This window comes from Streptomyces sp. NPDC042259, from assembly GCF_055582085.1.
The window spans coordinates 61,183-74,120 of the sequence record NZ_JBVJDW010000007.1 but is presented as its reverse complement, the minus strand read 5'-3'; the positions used below and the strand labels follow the sequence as shown (position 1 = coordinate 74,120).

General features: G+C 74.1%; 10 protein-coding genes. 8 read left to right on the top strand and 2 right to left on the bottom strand.

Going from position 1 to position 12,938, the window contains the following annotated elements:
• Positions 1 to 89 precede the first annotated feature (89 nt).
• Entirely contained in the window at positions 90 to 263 is a 174-nt protein-coding gene (locus ACZ6MA_RS20075) for a hypothetical protein (RefSeq protein ID WP_469435244.1), read from the bottom strand.
• Here ACZ6MA_RS20075 and ACZ6MA_RS20070 point away from each other — a divergent pair.
• Positions 247 to 2,676 (top strand): dolichyl-phosphate beta-glucosyltransferase, encoded by a 2,430-nt coding sequence (locus ACZ6MA_RS20070; protein WP_469435243.1) that lies wholly within the window; start codon positions 247 to 249, stop codon positions 2,674 to 2,676. The two genes, ACZ6MA_RS20075 and ACZ6MA_RS20070, sit on opposite strands and share 17 nt — an antisense overlap.
• Before the next feature lie 149 nt (positions 2,677 to 2,825).
• Complete coding sequence (locus ACZ6MA_RS20065) at positions 2,826 to 3,476, top strand: hypothetical protein (RefSeq protein ID WP_469435242.1); 651 nt, start codon at positions 2,826 to 2,828, stop codon at positions 3,474 to 3,476.
• Positions 3,477 to 3,561: 85 nt separating this feature from the next.
• On the opposite strand, the gene ACZ6MA_RS20060 is transcribed toward ACZ6MA_RS20065, so the two are convergent.
• The gene (locus tag ACZ6MA_RS20060) at positions 3,562 to 4,278 is read right to left on the bottom strand and encodes an SLATT domain-containing protein (protein ID WP_469435487.1); all 717 of its coding nucleotides are present in this window, start codon (positions 4,276 to 4,278) and stop codon (positions 3,562 to 3,564) included.
• 331 nt (positions 4,279 to 4,609) lie between these two features.
• On the opposite strand from ACZ6MA_RS20060, the gene purD reads away from it, so the two are divergent.
• The 6 genes from purD (at position 4,610) to ACZ6MA_RS20030 (ending at position 12,938) form a co-directional block, all read left to right on the top strand.
• The gene (gene purD, locus ACZ6MA_RS20055; RefSeq protein ID WP_469435241.1) at positions 4,610 to 5,893 is read left to right on the top strand and encodes a phosphoribosylamine--glycine ligase; all 1,284 of its coding nucleotides are present in this window, start codon (positions 4,610 to 4,612) and stop codon (positions 5,891 to 5,893) included.
• 365 nt (positions 5,894 to 6,258) lie between these two features.
• Positions 6,259 to 7,911, top strand: coding sequence for a hypothetical protein (locus ACZ6MA_RS20050; protein ID WP_469435240.1), 1,653 nt, complete (start codon positions 6,259 to 6,261; stop codon positions 7,909 to 7,911).
• A gap of 270 nt (positions 7,912 to 8,181) precedes the next feature.
• On the top strand, positions 8,182 to 9,657 hold the full coding sequence (locus ACZ6MA_RS20045; RefSeq protein ID WP_469435239.1) for a N,N-dimethylformamidase beta subunit family domain-containing protein: 1,476 nt from the start codon (positions 8,182 to 8,184) through the stop codon (positions 9,655 to 9,657).
• Between the two features lie 69 nt (positions 9,658 to 9,726).
• Complete coding sequence (locus ACZ6MA_RS20040) at positions 9,727 to 10,626, top strand: phosphoribosylaminoimidazolesuccinocarboxamide synthase (protein ID WP_469435238.1); 900 nt, start codon at positions 9,727 to 9,729, stop codon at positions 10,624 to 10,626.
• A gap of 222 nt (positions 10,627 to 10,848) precedes the next feature.
• The gene (locus ACZ6MA_RS20035; protein ID WP_469435237.1) at positions 10,849 to 11,547 is read left to right on the top strand and encodes a response regulator transcription factor; all 699 of its coding nucleotides are present in this window, start codon (positions 10,849 to 10,851) and stop codon (positions 11,545 to 11,547) included.
• Entirely contained in the window at positions 11,544 to 12,938 is a 1,395-nt protein-coding gene (locus tag ACZ6MA_RS20030) for a sensor histidine kinase (protein ID WP_469435236.1), read from the top strand. The genes ACZ6MA_RS20035 and ACZ6MA_RS20030 overlap by 4 nt, the downstream gene beginning before the upstream one ends.

Here is a 12,938-nt window from a genome sequence, read left to right as displayed (position 1 = left end):
CCGCAAACGGAACGGGATCCGGAATGAAGACAACGCCGAACTTGCCCCCCGCAACCGTCTGAGGACACAGGTCTCGCGATGTCAAAGACTCAGCCGTCGGACGCGTCCGGCCCCCTGGAACCCGGCAGCCCCCACGCGCCCGCGGACAGGTCCGCGGCCATGTTCTCCGTCACACCGCCCGGCACGCCGCCGCCCTCGTCGCCCGGCACCCCGGTCGTCCCGGCGCAGCCGACCGGCGCCCCGCCCGTGGACCTTTCGGTCATCGTCCCGGCGTACAACGAGGAAGCCCGGCTCGCCCCCAGCCTGAAGGCGATCCGCGCCCACCTCGACACCCTGACCGACGGGCCCGGCCGCCGTCTGCGCTGGGAACTGATCGTCGTCGACGACGGTTCCACCGACGCCACCGCGGGGATCATCGAGGAAGCCGCGGCCACCGAGGCCCGCGTCCGTCTCCTGCGCACCCCCGCCAACCGCGGCAAGGGCCACGCCGTACGCACCGGCGTGCTCGCCTCGCGCGGCCGCCGCGTCCTGGTCACCGACGCCGACCTCGCCACCCCCATCGAGGACCTGGACCTCCTGGTGCGCCACCTCGACGAGGGCGCCACCGCCGCCGTGGGCTCCCGCGCGCTGCCCGGCTCCCGCGTCGCCGTGCGCCAGCACGCGCTGCGCGAACTCCTCGGCGGGGCCGGCGCCCGGCTGATCCGGGCCGCCGCCGTGCCCGGCATACGGGACACCCAGTGCGGCTTCAAGCTCTTCGACGGCGACAAGGTCCGGGCCGCCTTCGCCCGCTCCCGCCTGGACGGCTGGAGCTACGACGTCGAGATCCTGCGCCACTTCCACGAGCGGGGCTGGGCCGTCGCCGAGGTCCCCGTCCGCTGGGCGCACCAGCCCGGCTCCAAGGTCCGGCCGCTCGCCTACCCGACCGTCCTCGCCGACCTCGTACGGCTGCGCTGGCGCACGGTCCGCCCGGTGCGGCTCGTCGTCCCCGCGCTCTACCTCTTCTTCGCCTTCGTGCTCTACGGCGGACTGTGGGGCAACCTCGGCACCGGCTACCTGGCCGACTCCGGCTCCGACCAGACGCAGTGGGAATGGTTCTTCGCGGTCACCGCCGACAATGTGGCGAACCTCCACAACCCCTTCTTCACCGACCTGCAGAACTTCCCGCTCGGTGTGAACCTCATGGCGAACACCACCATGCTGGGCCTCTCCGCCCCCCTCACCCCCGTCACCCTGGCCTTCGGGGCCCATGTGACCTGGGCGATCGTGCTGACCGGCGGCCTCGCCGCGACCGCCATCGCCTGGTACTGGCTGATCGCCAAGCGCTTCGTGCGCTCCCGCTGGGCGGCCGCCCTCGGCGGCGCCTTCTGCGCCTTCGCGCCGCCGATGATCTCGCACGGCAACGCCCACCCCAACTTCGTCGTCTTCTTCATGTTCCCGCTGATCATCGACCGGCTGCTGCGGCTGTGCGCGGGCACGCGGACGACACGGGACGCGGTGATCCTCGGGCTGTTCCTCACCTACCAGGTCTTCCTCGGCGAGGAGGCCCTGCTGCTGGCCGTGTGCGGCCTCGTGCTCTTCGCCCTCGGCTACGCGATAGCCGCCCCGGACGTCGCGAAGGCCGTCGCCGGGCCGCTGCTGCGGGGCCTCGGCATCGCCGCCCTCGTCTGCGTACCCCTGCTGATCTACCCGCTGAGCTGGCAGTTCTTCGGCGCGCAGAGCTATCACAGCGTGCTGCACGGCCAGGTCGGCAACCATCCGACGGCACTGCTGGAATTCGCCACCCGCTCGCTGGCCGGCGACCCGAAGATGGCGGCGTCGCTGTCGCTGAACCGGACCGAGGAGAACGCGTTCTTCGGCTGGCCGCTGCTCGCCCTCACCGCTGCCCTCGTCGTCCACCTGCGCCACCAGCCGCGCGTGCTCGCCCTGGGCTGGACCGCGCTGGCCGCCGCCGTGCTCTCCCTCGGCCAGAACATCCCGCTGCCGGGCACCGACCGGACGCTGCCCGGCCCCTGGCGGGGCCTGGCCGAACTGCCGCTCTTCGAATCGGTCATCGAGTCGCGGGTGGCGATGGTCGCCGTCCCCGCCATCGGCATCCTGCTCGCCCTCGGCTGCGACCGGCTGGCCGTCACCCGGCCGCGCAGCGAGCGCGAGACCTCGCACCGGCTGCTCGGCTGGGCGGCCCTCACCGTGGCGCTGCTGCCGCTGCTGCCCACCCCGTACCGGACCGTCGAACGCGCCCCCACCCCCGCGTTCCTCGCCGACGGCACCTGGCGCTCCTACGTACGGCCCGGACACTCGCTGGTGCCCGTCCCCGTGCCGACCCCCTCCGACACCGCCGCCCTGCACTGGCAGGTGGAGGCCGACCTCGGCTTCGCCTTCCCCGGCGGCTACTTCAACGGCCCCTGGGGACCGGACCGCATCGGCATATACGGACCCGAGCCCCGCGCCACGAGCGAACTCCTCCGCAGGATCCGCGAGACCGGCAAGGTGCCGCCCCTCGGCGACCGCGAACACCGCGACTTCCGCACCGACCTCGGCTTCTGGCGCGCGGACGCCCTGGTCCTCACCCCGCAGGACAACGAGCTGCCGCTGCGCACGGCCGTGACCCGGCTGACCGGCGAGGAACCGAAGCGGATCGGCGACACCTGGGTCTGGGACGTGCGCGACGACAGGTGAGCCGCGGGGCCGTCCGCCGCGCCGCGCGGCGGACGGCCGGACGAAGTCCGGGAGACGGCGGATCGTTGCCTCCCGGACTGTGTAACAGACGGCTGAGCGGCACTACTCTGGCCCGACCATCGCATCAACGCGAACGAGAGTGAGTTCACGTGGCCTGTGACCTCTGGCTTGTCCCCCTCGTCGATGTGCTGTGCCACAGCCCCGACAACCCGTTCGCCGAGGAGATCGCCGCGTACGACAAGGCGCTCGGCGAGGCCGGCCTGCCGCCGGTACCCGTCTTCGGCTACATGCCGGGCCTGTCCGGGGACGTGGCCCCGGTCGCGGGCTTCGACTACGACGCGCTGCACTTCCTGCGCCGCGCCCATCTGCTGAACCTGTGCGGCCTCGCCGTCACCCCCGTCGACGAACTCGGCGGTGACTACGAGCAGTTGCTGGAGATGTTCGAGACCACGGCCCAGCAGTCGCACCTGGTCTGGCACTACGACCACGCGGGGGCGTACGTGCCCGTGGACTTCGCCCACCCGCTCTCCAACGACGAACTCCTCGAAGGCGGCGGGCCCTTGGGCTCCAGCCACGGGCTGCTGCGCGAACTGCACTCCGTGGCACCGGTCCTGGGCATAGACCCCGCCAACCCGCCCGCCGCACCCGCGGCACCGGACCATCCCACGGACCTGGAGGAGCCCGCCGCGCCGGGCCCGCACGACGACAGCCCCTTCGCGCGCGAGCGGCACGTATGGCTCGGGCTGCACGCGGCGGCGACGCGGAGCCTGGGGCAGGGATCGATGATCGTCTTCAGCTGAGGCCGGTCCGGCACGTCCTCAAGCGCCGGGCCGGCATTCAAGCCCGTCCGGCGATTGAGGACACCGCCGCGCAGCGGCTGCGCACCTAGCGGGGCGACTCCGGCGGACGCTGACGCGGCATGTTCGGGCGGCTGCCCGGCGGCATCGGGAACCGGGTGACCGTGGCGCCGCCCTCCGAGCGGGGGCCCCAGGACACCAGCGACTGCGTCAGCAGCGGCGCCGGCCCGGCCCGGAACTCCACCATCCAGTCCGCGGTCTCCGCCCGCACCAGCTCCGACACGTCCTCGGAGAAGCGCCGCAGCACGCTCAGGCACCGCTCGGCGGCCTCGCTGGCCGTGCCCTCGGTCGGGCCCAGCACCTCGCGCACGCACTCCGAGGCCCAGTCGAACTGCAACGCCTCCAGCCTGCGCTGCACCGCCTGGGCGGTGGCCACGGCCCGCATCCAGCCCGTCGTCAGCCCGAAGTAGCGGTCGCAGGCGACACAGGCCGCGGCGCCGAGCAGCGCCAGGAAGCCCCAGGCGGAACCGGTACGCACCACCTTCGTCAGCTCCAGCAGCGGCAGGGCGGCCCCCACCACCGCGCACACCGCGGCGCTGATCCGCAGACCCCGGGCCCAGCGGCGCTTCCAGGCGCGGTCGGCCAGATACCAGTCCGCCAGATACAGCGCGCCGTCCTCCACCCACCGGTACAGCTCATCGAGCCGCTCCGCGGGTTCCCCCCAGTTGCCGAGCGGGAAGGTCCGGCCTCTGAGATCGCCCCGGTCCCTCCCGCCGAGCTCTCGAGGGGGCCCCTCGGGCTGCATCTCCGGCTGGCTCACCCGTGCACTCCCTCTCGCCGCTGCGTGGTCGCAACCCCCTTCCTACCGCCGAACGGTTGGCCTTGGGGGCAAGATCCAGGCTTTTCCGGCCGAAGGTGCAGCGGAATCGGGTATAGGGCGCCTTTGGCACTCACCCGAAAGAGTGCACGGCTTTCCCTGTCGTGACGGCGACCTAGCGCCTTGTCGACTTACGACCGTCCGGGCCGGGCCCGGACGGATCCAGCCCGTCCGGCGTTTGAGGACGAAACGGCGGGGGGAGCCGCCGACCGGGGACCGCGCGGCCGGTGATCGTCCGGCGAGGCCATAGGGTGACCGTGTGAAGGTCCTCGTCATCGGCGGCGGCGCCCGCGAACACGCCCTGTGCCGCTCACTCTCCCTCGATCCCGACGTCACCGCGCTGCACTGCGCCCCCGGCAACGCCGGGATCGCCGAGGTCGCGGAGCTGCACGCGGTGGACGCCCTCGACGGCGCGGCCGTCGCGGAGCTGGCCGCGTCGCTGCGCGCGGACCTCGTCGTCGTCGGCCCGGAGGCCCCGCTCGTCGCGGGTGTCGCCGACGCCGTCCGCGCGCGCGGCATCCCCGCTTTCGGTCCGTCCGCCCAGGCCGCGCGGCTGGAGGGGTCGAAGGCGTTCGCCAAGGACGTCATGGCCGCCGCGGGCGTGCCCACGGCCCGCGCCTACGTCTGCACCACGCCCGCCGAGATCGACGAGGCCCTCGACGCGTTCGGTGCCCCGTACGTCGTCAAGGACGACGGTCTCGCCGCCGGCAAGGGCGTCGTCGTCACCGGTGACCTCGCCGTCGCCCGCGCGCACGCCCTGGCGTGCGAAAGGGTGGTCATCGAGGAGTTCCTCGACGGCCCCGAGGTCTCCCTCTTCGCGATCACCGACGGCGAGACGGTCCTGCCGCTGTCGCCCGCCCAGGACTTCAAGCGGGCGCTCGACGGCGACGAAGGCCCGAACACCGGCGGCATGGGCGCCTACTCCCCGCTGCCGTGGGCCGATCCGAAGCTGGTCGACGAGGTCATGGAGACCGTGCTGCGGCCCACCGTCGACGAGCTGCGCCGCCGGGGCACGCCCTTCTCCGGGCTGCTCTACGCCGGGCTCGCGATCACCTCGCGCGGGGTGCGGGTCATCGAGTTCAACGCGCGCTTCGGCGACCCCGAGACGCAGGTCGTCCTCGCGCGTCTCAAGACGCCGCTGGCGAGCGTCCTGCTCAACGCCTCCACCGGCAACCTGGCCGCCGAGCCGCCGCTGCGCTGGAGCGACGGCGCCGCCGTCACCGTCGTCATCGCCTCCCACAACTACCCGGGCACCCCGCGCACCGGGGACGTCATCGAGGGCCTGCCCGAGGCGGCGTCCGGCGGGCAGGGTGCCGGGCAGACGGACGAGAAGGCGGACGAGAAGGCGTACGTGCTGCACGCGGGCACCGCGCTGGACGCCGACGGCCGGGTGGTCAGCGCGGGCGGCCGGGTGCTGTCCGTGACCGCGACCGGCGCCGACCTGGCCACCGCCCGCGAGCGCGCGTACGAGGCGGTCTCCCGGATCCGGCTGGACGGCTCGCACCACCGCACCGACATCGCGGCGAAGGCCGCTTCCGTCTGAGCCCGGCCCGAGCCGGGTTCGAGCCGGGTTCGAGTGGCGTGACCGATACGTCATGACATGGGGGGTCCCCCGCTTCGGCGGGGGACCCCCCATGGCGTTACCGGCCCGTACGGATGTGCGTTTCGGGGGCGGCTTTACCCAAAGCCATTCCATCGAGTGACCACTTGTCCAACCGGCTGACGCGCGCCGCGCCCCCAACTAGGGTGCGGCGCAAGCGAGCTGCCGCGCGTCCGGCAACTGGCCCACCGGCATTGCGATGTCAGCACCCGGTGCCACAGTGGGGGTAGGCAACGCGAAGGGCGTTGGGCCCGCTGTCGCACTCCTCGGCAGCGCACACCAAGGGAAGCAAGGGGGTGAACGGTCTCGTGGCAGGTCCCGAAGCAGGCGCGCAAGCCGCGCGCGCCCGAGCCCTCGCCGTGCTGCGCATCCGCGGCACCGCGCTGGCCGTCGCCCTGCTGCCCGCGGCGGCCGCCGTCGTGCTGCTGGCGGGCACCGCCATGGGCCGCTTCCCCGACGGCGGCGGCTGGGAGACGGCCCGCTGGGCGGTGACCGGCACCGCGGTCCTGGTGCTGCTGCTGGCCGCGGTCGTCACCGCCGTGGTCGTCCGGGCCCGCCCCGCCCTCAGCCCCACCGTCGCCATCCCGGAGGAGACGGCCCCCGACCTCTACCGCCTGGTCCGTGACCTCGCCGAGCGGCTCGACGTCCCGGCCCCCTCCGCGATAGCCCTCACGCCGGACTGCGACAGCTGGCTGGAGGACCGCACCCATCCCGCGCACGACCCGCCGCGCGAGCGGCCGCGCACCCGGCGCCGCTCCGGGGCCGCGCCCGTCCTGGTGATCGGCTCGCCGTTCCTGTGGTGGATGCGCGTCGCCGAGCTGCGCGCCCTGCTCGCCCCCGTCGTCGCGGGCACGGGCCCCTCCGCCAACCCCGACATAGCCGCGGCCCGCCGCTTCGTGCGGGGTCTGGACGCCGCCGTGGCGGTCGCCGCGGCCCGCCCCGCCCTCGCCTTCGTCGGCTGGGCCGCCCGGACGCTGCTGCGCTCCTGCCGGGACCACGCCGCCGAAATGGAGCGCGGCGTGGCCGCCGCCGCCTCCGAGCGCTCCCAGACCGTCGACTACGGTCTGCGCATCGTCGCCCAGGAGCAGGTCGGTCTCGCCTACGCCGGCTGGGACCGGTTGCTCAACCGGGTGGCGCTGCCCGCCTGGCGGATGGGCCGCTGGCCCTCCCGGCTCGACGCGGGTGTCGTCTCCGCGCTCACCGAGCTGTCCCGCCGCGACCGGCTCGCGGAGGGCTTCACCTCCCGGCTGGGCGAGCGGCCCGCCTGCGATCTGCTGGAGGAGCCCGGCGTCATCGACGAGGCCGCCTCCCTGCTGGCCGCCCGGCTCTTCCACGGCGGCCCGCCCGAGCCCGGCCCCGACTGGTCGCCGGTCGCCTGGAACCAGTACCCGGAGGAGGTCGTGGACCGCACCTGGCGGCTGGAGGCCGCCCGGCTGCACCGCGTCCTCGACGACATCCCCACACCCGGCACCGTGCCCGGCGTCCGGCCCGGCCCCGCCGCCGCCCCCACGGTGGCCCGCGTCCTCGACCGGCTGGCCGGCCCCGCCCGCGCCGGGACGGGCGAGCAGTTGGAGGCCCGGCTCAGCGCCGAAGTGGCCCGCGACGCGGCCCGGGGCGCCGCCCACGAGAACGGCACCACCGACCGGGGCGCGTTCACCGCCACGGGTGACCCCTGGGTCGACGGCCTCGCGCCGCTGTTCCCGCTGCAGCCGCCACGCAGCGGCAGAGAGCTGCTGACCGACCATGTGACGGCCATGGTCTGCTGCGCGGCCGTGGACACCGCGGGCGCCCTCCCCGGCCTGGACTGGCTGGACGGCCCCGCCCTGCTCATCGGCGGGGTGCGCCGCGCCGACCTGGCCCACTCCGTCCTCAGCCTCATCGAGGACGGTGACGGCGAGCCCCTGCGCGCCTGGCTGGGGGAGGTCGGGGTCCGCCCCGAGAAGCCCGTACGCCTGGTGTGACACGCGCTCCCCGAAGCCGCCCGTCGTGACGCTGCGTAAGTGTTCGGCCCGGCGCTTTCCGGGGAATTTCACGACGACCAGTGACGAGCCGGGCGCGTTATGTGATGTGCTGGGGTTCGCTGCCCGGGGCAACCGTCCGCGTGGAGCCCCTGACCGGCCGTACGGAGATCCCGACCGGCCGGGCCCGAGCCGTGCTCCACCGCGCCGGGCGGCGACGATCCGGACAGCGACGACCCGGTACGCGTCGGGGGCGTAGGGGAGGGAGCGCACATGGGGATGGACCAGATCCACCGCTGGGAGTCCGGGGCACTCGCGCACGGCGTCTCGGACCCCTTCGGCCAGGGCCCGCTGCCCTGGCTGCGCGGCGGCGAGTACTACTTCGACGGCACCGGCCGGATCGTCCCGTGGTACGTGGAGCCGGTACCGGCCGCCGGCGGCAGGACCCCCGTGCCCCGACACGCGGGCCCCCGCAGCGCCGACGACGTCCAGCGCCAGATCAAGGGCTTCACCAGCACCGGAGCCGTCGCCCCCGGTGAGGCACTGGACTTCCGCATCACCGTCGACCCGCCGCAGCAGTTCGCCGTGGACGTCTACCGCATCGGCCACTACGGGGGCGACGGCGCCTCGAAGATCACCACCAGTCCCCGGCTGTCGGGCATCGTCCAGCCGCCCCCGCTGAGCGTCGACCGCACGGTCTCCTGCCACCACTGGTGGCTCTCCTGGCGGCTCCAGATCCCCACGTACTGGAGCCTCGGCGCGTACGTGGCGGTGCTGACCACCGCCGACGGCTACCGCAGCCACATCCCCTTCACCGTGCGCGACAACCACCCCGCCGACCTGCTGCTCGTCCTCCCCGACATCACCTGGCAGGCCTACAACCTCTACCCGGAGGACGGGCGCACCGGCGCGAGCCTCTACCACGCCTGGGACGAGGAGGGCCGGCTGCTGGGCGAGAGTGACGCGGCGACCACCGTCTCCTTCGACCGCCCCTTCGCCGGCGCGGGGCTGCCCCTGCACGTGGGCCACGCCTACGACTTCATCCGCTGGGCCGAGCGGTACGGCTACGACCTCGCCTACGCCGACACCCGCGATCTGCACGCGGGCCGCGTCGATCCCTCCCGCTACCGCGGCCTGGTCTTCCCCGGGCACGACGAGTACTGGACGTCCGCCATGCGCGGCGCCGCCGAGCTGGCCCGCGACACCGGCACCTCGCTGGTGTTCCTCTCCGCCAACACCATGTACTGGCAGTCCGAGCTGGCGCCCTCGCCGGCGGGCCCGGACCGGCTGCTCACCTGCCGCAAACGCCGCGGCCCCGGCCGCGCCGCCCGGTGGCGCGACACGGGCCTGCCCGAGCAGCAGGTGCTGGGCATCCAGTACGCGGGCCGGGTGCCCGAGCCCGCCCCGATGGTCGTCCGCAACGCCGACCACTGGCTGTGGGACGCCACGGGGGCCGGCGAGGGTGACGAGCTGCCCGGCCTCGTCGCGGGCGAGGCCGACCGCTACTACCCCCGGACGGCCCTGCCCGAGCACACCCGCCGCATCCTGCTCACGCACTCCCCGTACGAGGACGCCGAGGGCGTCCGGCGGCATCAGGAGACGTCCCTCTACCGGGCCCCCAGCGGTGCCCTGGTGTTCGCGGCGGGCACCTTCGCCTGGTCCCCGGCGCTGGACCGCCCGGGCCATGTGGACAGCCGGATCCAGCGGGCCACGGCCAATCTCCTGGACCGCATCTGCAAGCGCGACTGACCCGCACCCGCCCCCGGCCGCGCCGTACGGCAGAATCGTGGGTGCTTGGACAAACCACCAGGAGGACGCGTGTCCGGATTCGTAGAGAAGCCCGAACCGGTCGAGGTGCCCGGTCTCGTGCACGTGCACACGGGCAAGGTCCGCGACCTCTACCGCGATGAGAACGGCGATCTGGTCATGGTCGCCACCGACCGGATGTCCGCCTACGACTGGGTGCTGCCCAGCGAGATCCCCGACAAGGGCCGGATCCTCACCCAGCTCTCCCTGTGGTGGTTCGACCGGCTCACCGATCTCGTCCCGCACCACGTCCTGTCCGCCGAGCCGCCCGCCGGCGCCCCCGCCGACTGGGCGGGGCGCACCCTGGTCTGCCGCTCCCTGGACATGGTTCCGGTCGAGTGCGTGGCCCGCGGCTATCTGACGGGCTCCGGCCTCGTGGAGTACCAGCAGACCCGTACGGTCTGCGGGCTGGCTCTCCCCGAGGGCCTGGAGGACGCCTCCGAGCTGCCGTCGCCGATCTTCACCCCGGCCACGAAGGCCGAGGTCGGCGAGCACGACGAGAACGTCAGCTACGAGGAGGTGGCCCGGCAGGTGGGCGCGGAGACCGCCGCCCAGCTCCGCCAGACCACCCTGGCCGTCTACGGCCGCGCCCGTGACATCGCCCGCGACCGGGGCATCGTGCTGGCCGACACGAAGTTCGAGTTCGGCTTCGCGGACGGCGAGCTGGTCCTCGCCGACGAGGTGCTGACCCCGGACTCGTCCCGCTTCTGGCCCGCCGACGAGTGGCAGCCGGGCCGCCCGCAGGCATCCTTCGACAAGCAGTTCGTCCGCGACTGGCTGTCGTCCCCCGCCTCCGGCTGGGACCGCCACGGCGAACTGCCGCCCCCGGAGCTGCCGCAGGACATCGTGGAGCGGACGCGGGCGAAGTACGTGGAGGCCTACGAGCGCCTGACGGGCATGAGCTGGGGGTAAGGTCCGCCCCGCCCACACCGGCCCGTCCGGCGCTTGAGGACACCGCCACGCTGCGGGCGGGTGGCGACGGCCGTCACCCCCCGCCCGCAGCATGGCGAGGCGCTCTTAGAGCGCTTTAAGACTCCCTCTGCCAAGGTGTGCGGAGAAAACGACCCCGATCTTCCGGCCCTGATCATCCGAGCTGATCAGTCGAGGTCGATCACCCGCGCGAGAGGCCTTCGCATGCCCGATGCCGCCCCGGCCGTACTCGTCGTGGACGACGACCCCGACGTACGGGCGGCCGTCGTCGACGGCCTCAGCGTCGAGGGCTACACCGTGCGTTCCGCCGCCGACGGTCTCGAAGCCCTCTCCGCCGTCGCCGCCGCCCCGCCCGCCGCGATCGTCCTCGATCTCGCCATGCCCGTCCTCGACGGCCTCGCCGTCTGCCGCCGGCTGCGCGACCTCGGCGACCGGACCCCCGTCCTCGTCCTCACCGCCCGCGACGCCGTCTCCGACCGGGTCGCCGGCCTCGACGCGGGCGCCGACGACTACCTCGTCAAACCCTTCGCCCTCGACGAACTCCTCGCCCGGCTGCGGGCCCTGCTGCGCCGCGCCGCCCCCGTGGAGCGGACCGCCGACCGGCCCGGGCTGGCCTTCGCCGACCTCCGCGTCGACCCGGCCACCCGCACCGGTGTGCGCGGAGACATCCCCCTGGAGTTCACCCGCACCGAATTCACCCTGCTGGAGGTGTTCCTGCTGCACCCCGGGCAGGTGCTGCCCCGCGAGGTGATCCAGGAGCGGGTCTGGGGCACCGACTTCGGGCCCGACTCCAATTCCCTGGCCGTCTACATCGGCTATCTGCGCCGCAAACTGGAGGCGCAGGGCGCGTCCCGCCTCGTCCACACCGTGCACGGCATCGGCTACCGGCTGGCGGAACGATGAGGTCGCCGCACCGGCGGCTGTTCGGCCGCCGCCCGCTGCGCGCCCGGCTGGCCCTCGTCACCTCCGCCGCCGTCGCCCTCGTCGCCCTCGGTGTGCTCGCCGCCGCGTACGTCGTCATCCGCTACGAACTCGGCCGTCAGCTCGACCTCCAGCTCAAGCAGCAGGCCGCCCTGATCACCCAGCGGGGCCGCGCCGTCGGCACCGGCACCCTCTACGGGGAGTGCGCCTGGCTCGCCGCCCCCGCCTGCGCCCAGCTCGTGCGCGCCGACCCGGCGGCCCCCGTGCCGCGCGGCGAACGGGCCCTGGTGCTGCCTGTCACCGGCGCCACCCGCCGCGTCGCCGCCGGCACCCTCGGCGCGTACTACAGCGACATCACCCACGACGGGCGCCCGATGCGGATGCTCACCACCCCGGCCAAGGACGGCCGCGCCCTCCAGGTGGCGATGCGCTCCGACACCGTCGACCAGGGTGTCGAACAGGCGGGGCTGCTGCTCGGCGCGGTCGGCGGCGTGGGCGTTCTCCTCGCCGCGGCGCTCGGCTACTTCGCCTCCCGCACCTCCCTGCGCCCGGTGACCCGCCTCACAGCCACCGCCGAACACATCGCCGCCACCCGCGACCCCGCCCACCGCATCGAGCTGCCCCCGTACGAGGCACGCCGCGAGGACGAGATCACCCGCCTGGCGGCCAGCTTCAACACGATGCTCGGCGAGCTGGAGGAGGCCGTCGCCGCCCAGCGCCGCCTGGTCGCCGACGCCTCCCACGAACTGCGCACTCCGCTCACCGCGCTGCGCACCAACGCCGAACTGCTCGCCCGCGCCGACCGGCTCACCGACGCCCAGCGCGACCGGGCCGCCACCGCGCTGGGCCGGCAGCTGCGCGAGGTGACGGGCATGGTCAACGACCTCATCGAGCTGGCCCGCGACGAGGAACCGCAGCAGCTGGTGGAAGCGGTCCGGCTGGACGCGCTGGCCGAACGCTGCGTGGCCGACGCGCGGGGCCACTGGCCGAACACGTTCTTCACGGCCGACCTGGACCGGGCGACCGTTCCGGGGGTGCCCGCCCGGCTGGCCCGGCTGCTGTCCAATCTGCTCGACAACGCCGCCAAGTTCAGCCCACCCGGCGCCACGGTCGAGGTGCGCCTCACCGCACGGGACGGGGCCCTGGACCTGACCGTGCGCGACCACGGCCGGGGCATCTCCGCCGAGGACCTGCCCTACGTCTTCGACCGCTTCTACCGGTCCCGCCAGGCCCGCGCCCTGCCCGGCTCCGGCCTGGGCCTGGCCATGGCCCGCCAGATCGCCCGCGCCCACGGCGCCGAGCTGACCGCGGAACGGGCCGAGGGCGGCGGCGCCCGCTTCCGCCTGGCCTGGACGAAAAAGGCCCCGGTCTGA

Excerpts from the sequence above, each read along its gene's own strand:
- ACZ6MA_RS20075 (WP_469435244.1), bottom strand. The coding sequence starts at position 263 with ATGACCGAAAGGTCCACGGGCGGGGCGCCGGTCGGCTGCGCCGGGACG.
- ACZ6MA_RS20060 (WP_469435487.1), bottom strand. The coding sequence starts at position 4,278 with ATGCAGCCCGAGGGGCCCCCTCGAGAGCTCGGCGGGAGGGACCGGGGC.
- ACZ6MA_RS20045 (WP_469435239.1), top strand. The coding sequence starts at position 8,182 with ATGGGGATGGACCAGATCCACCGCTGGGAGTCCGGGGCACTCGCGCAC.
- ACZ6MA_RS20035 (WP_469435237.1), top strand. The coding sequence starts at position 10,849 with ATGCCCGATGCCGCCCCGGCCGTACTCGTCGTGGACGACGACCCCGAC.
- ACZ6MA_RS20030 (WP_469435236.1), top strand. The coding sequence starts at position 11,544 with ATGAGGTCGCCGCACCGGCGGCTGTTCGGCCGCCGCCCGCTGCGCGCC.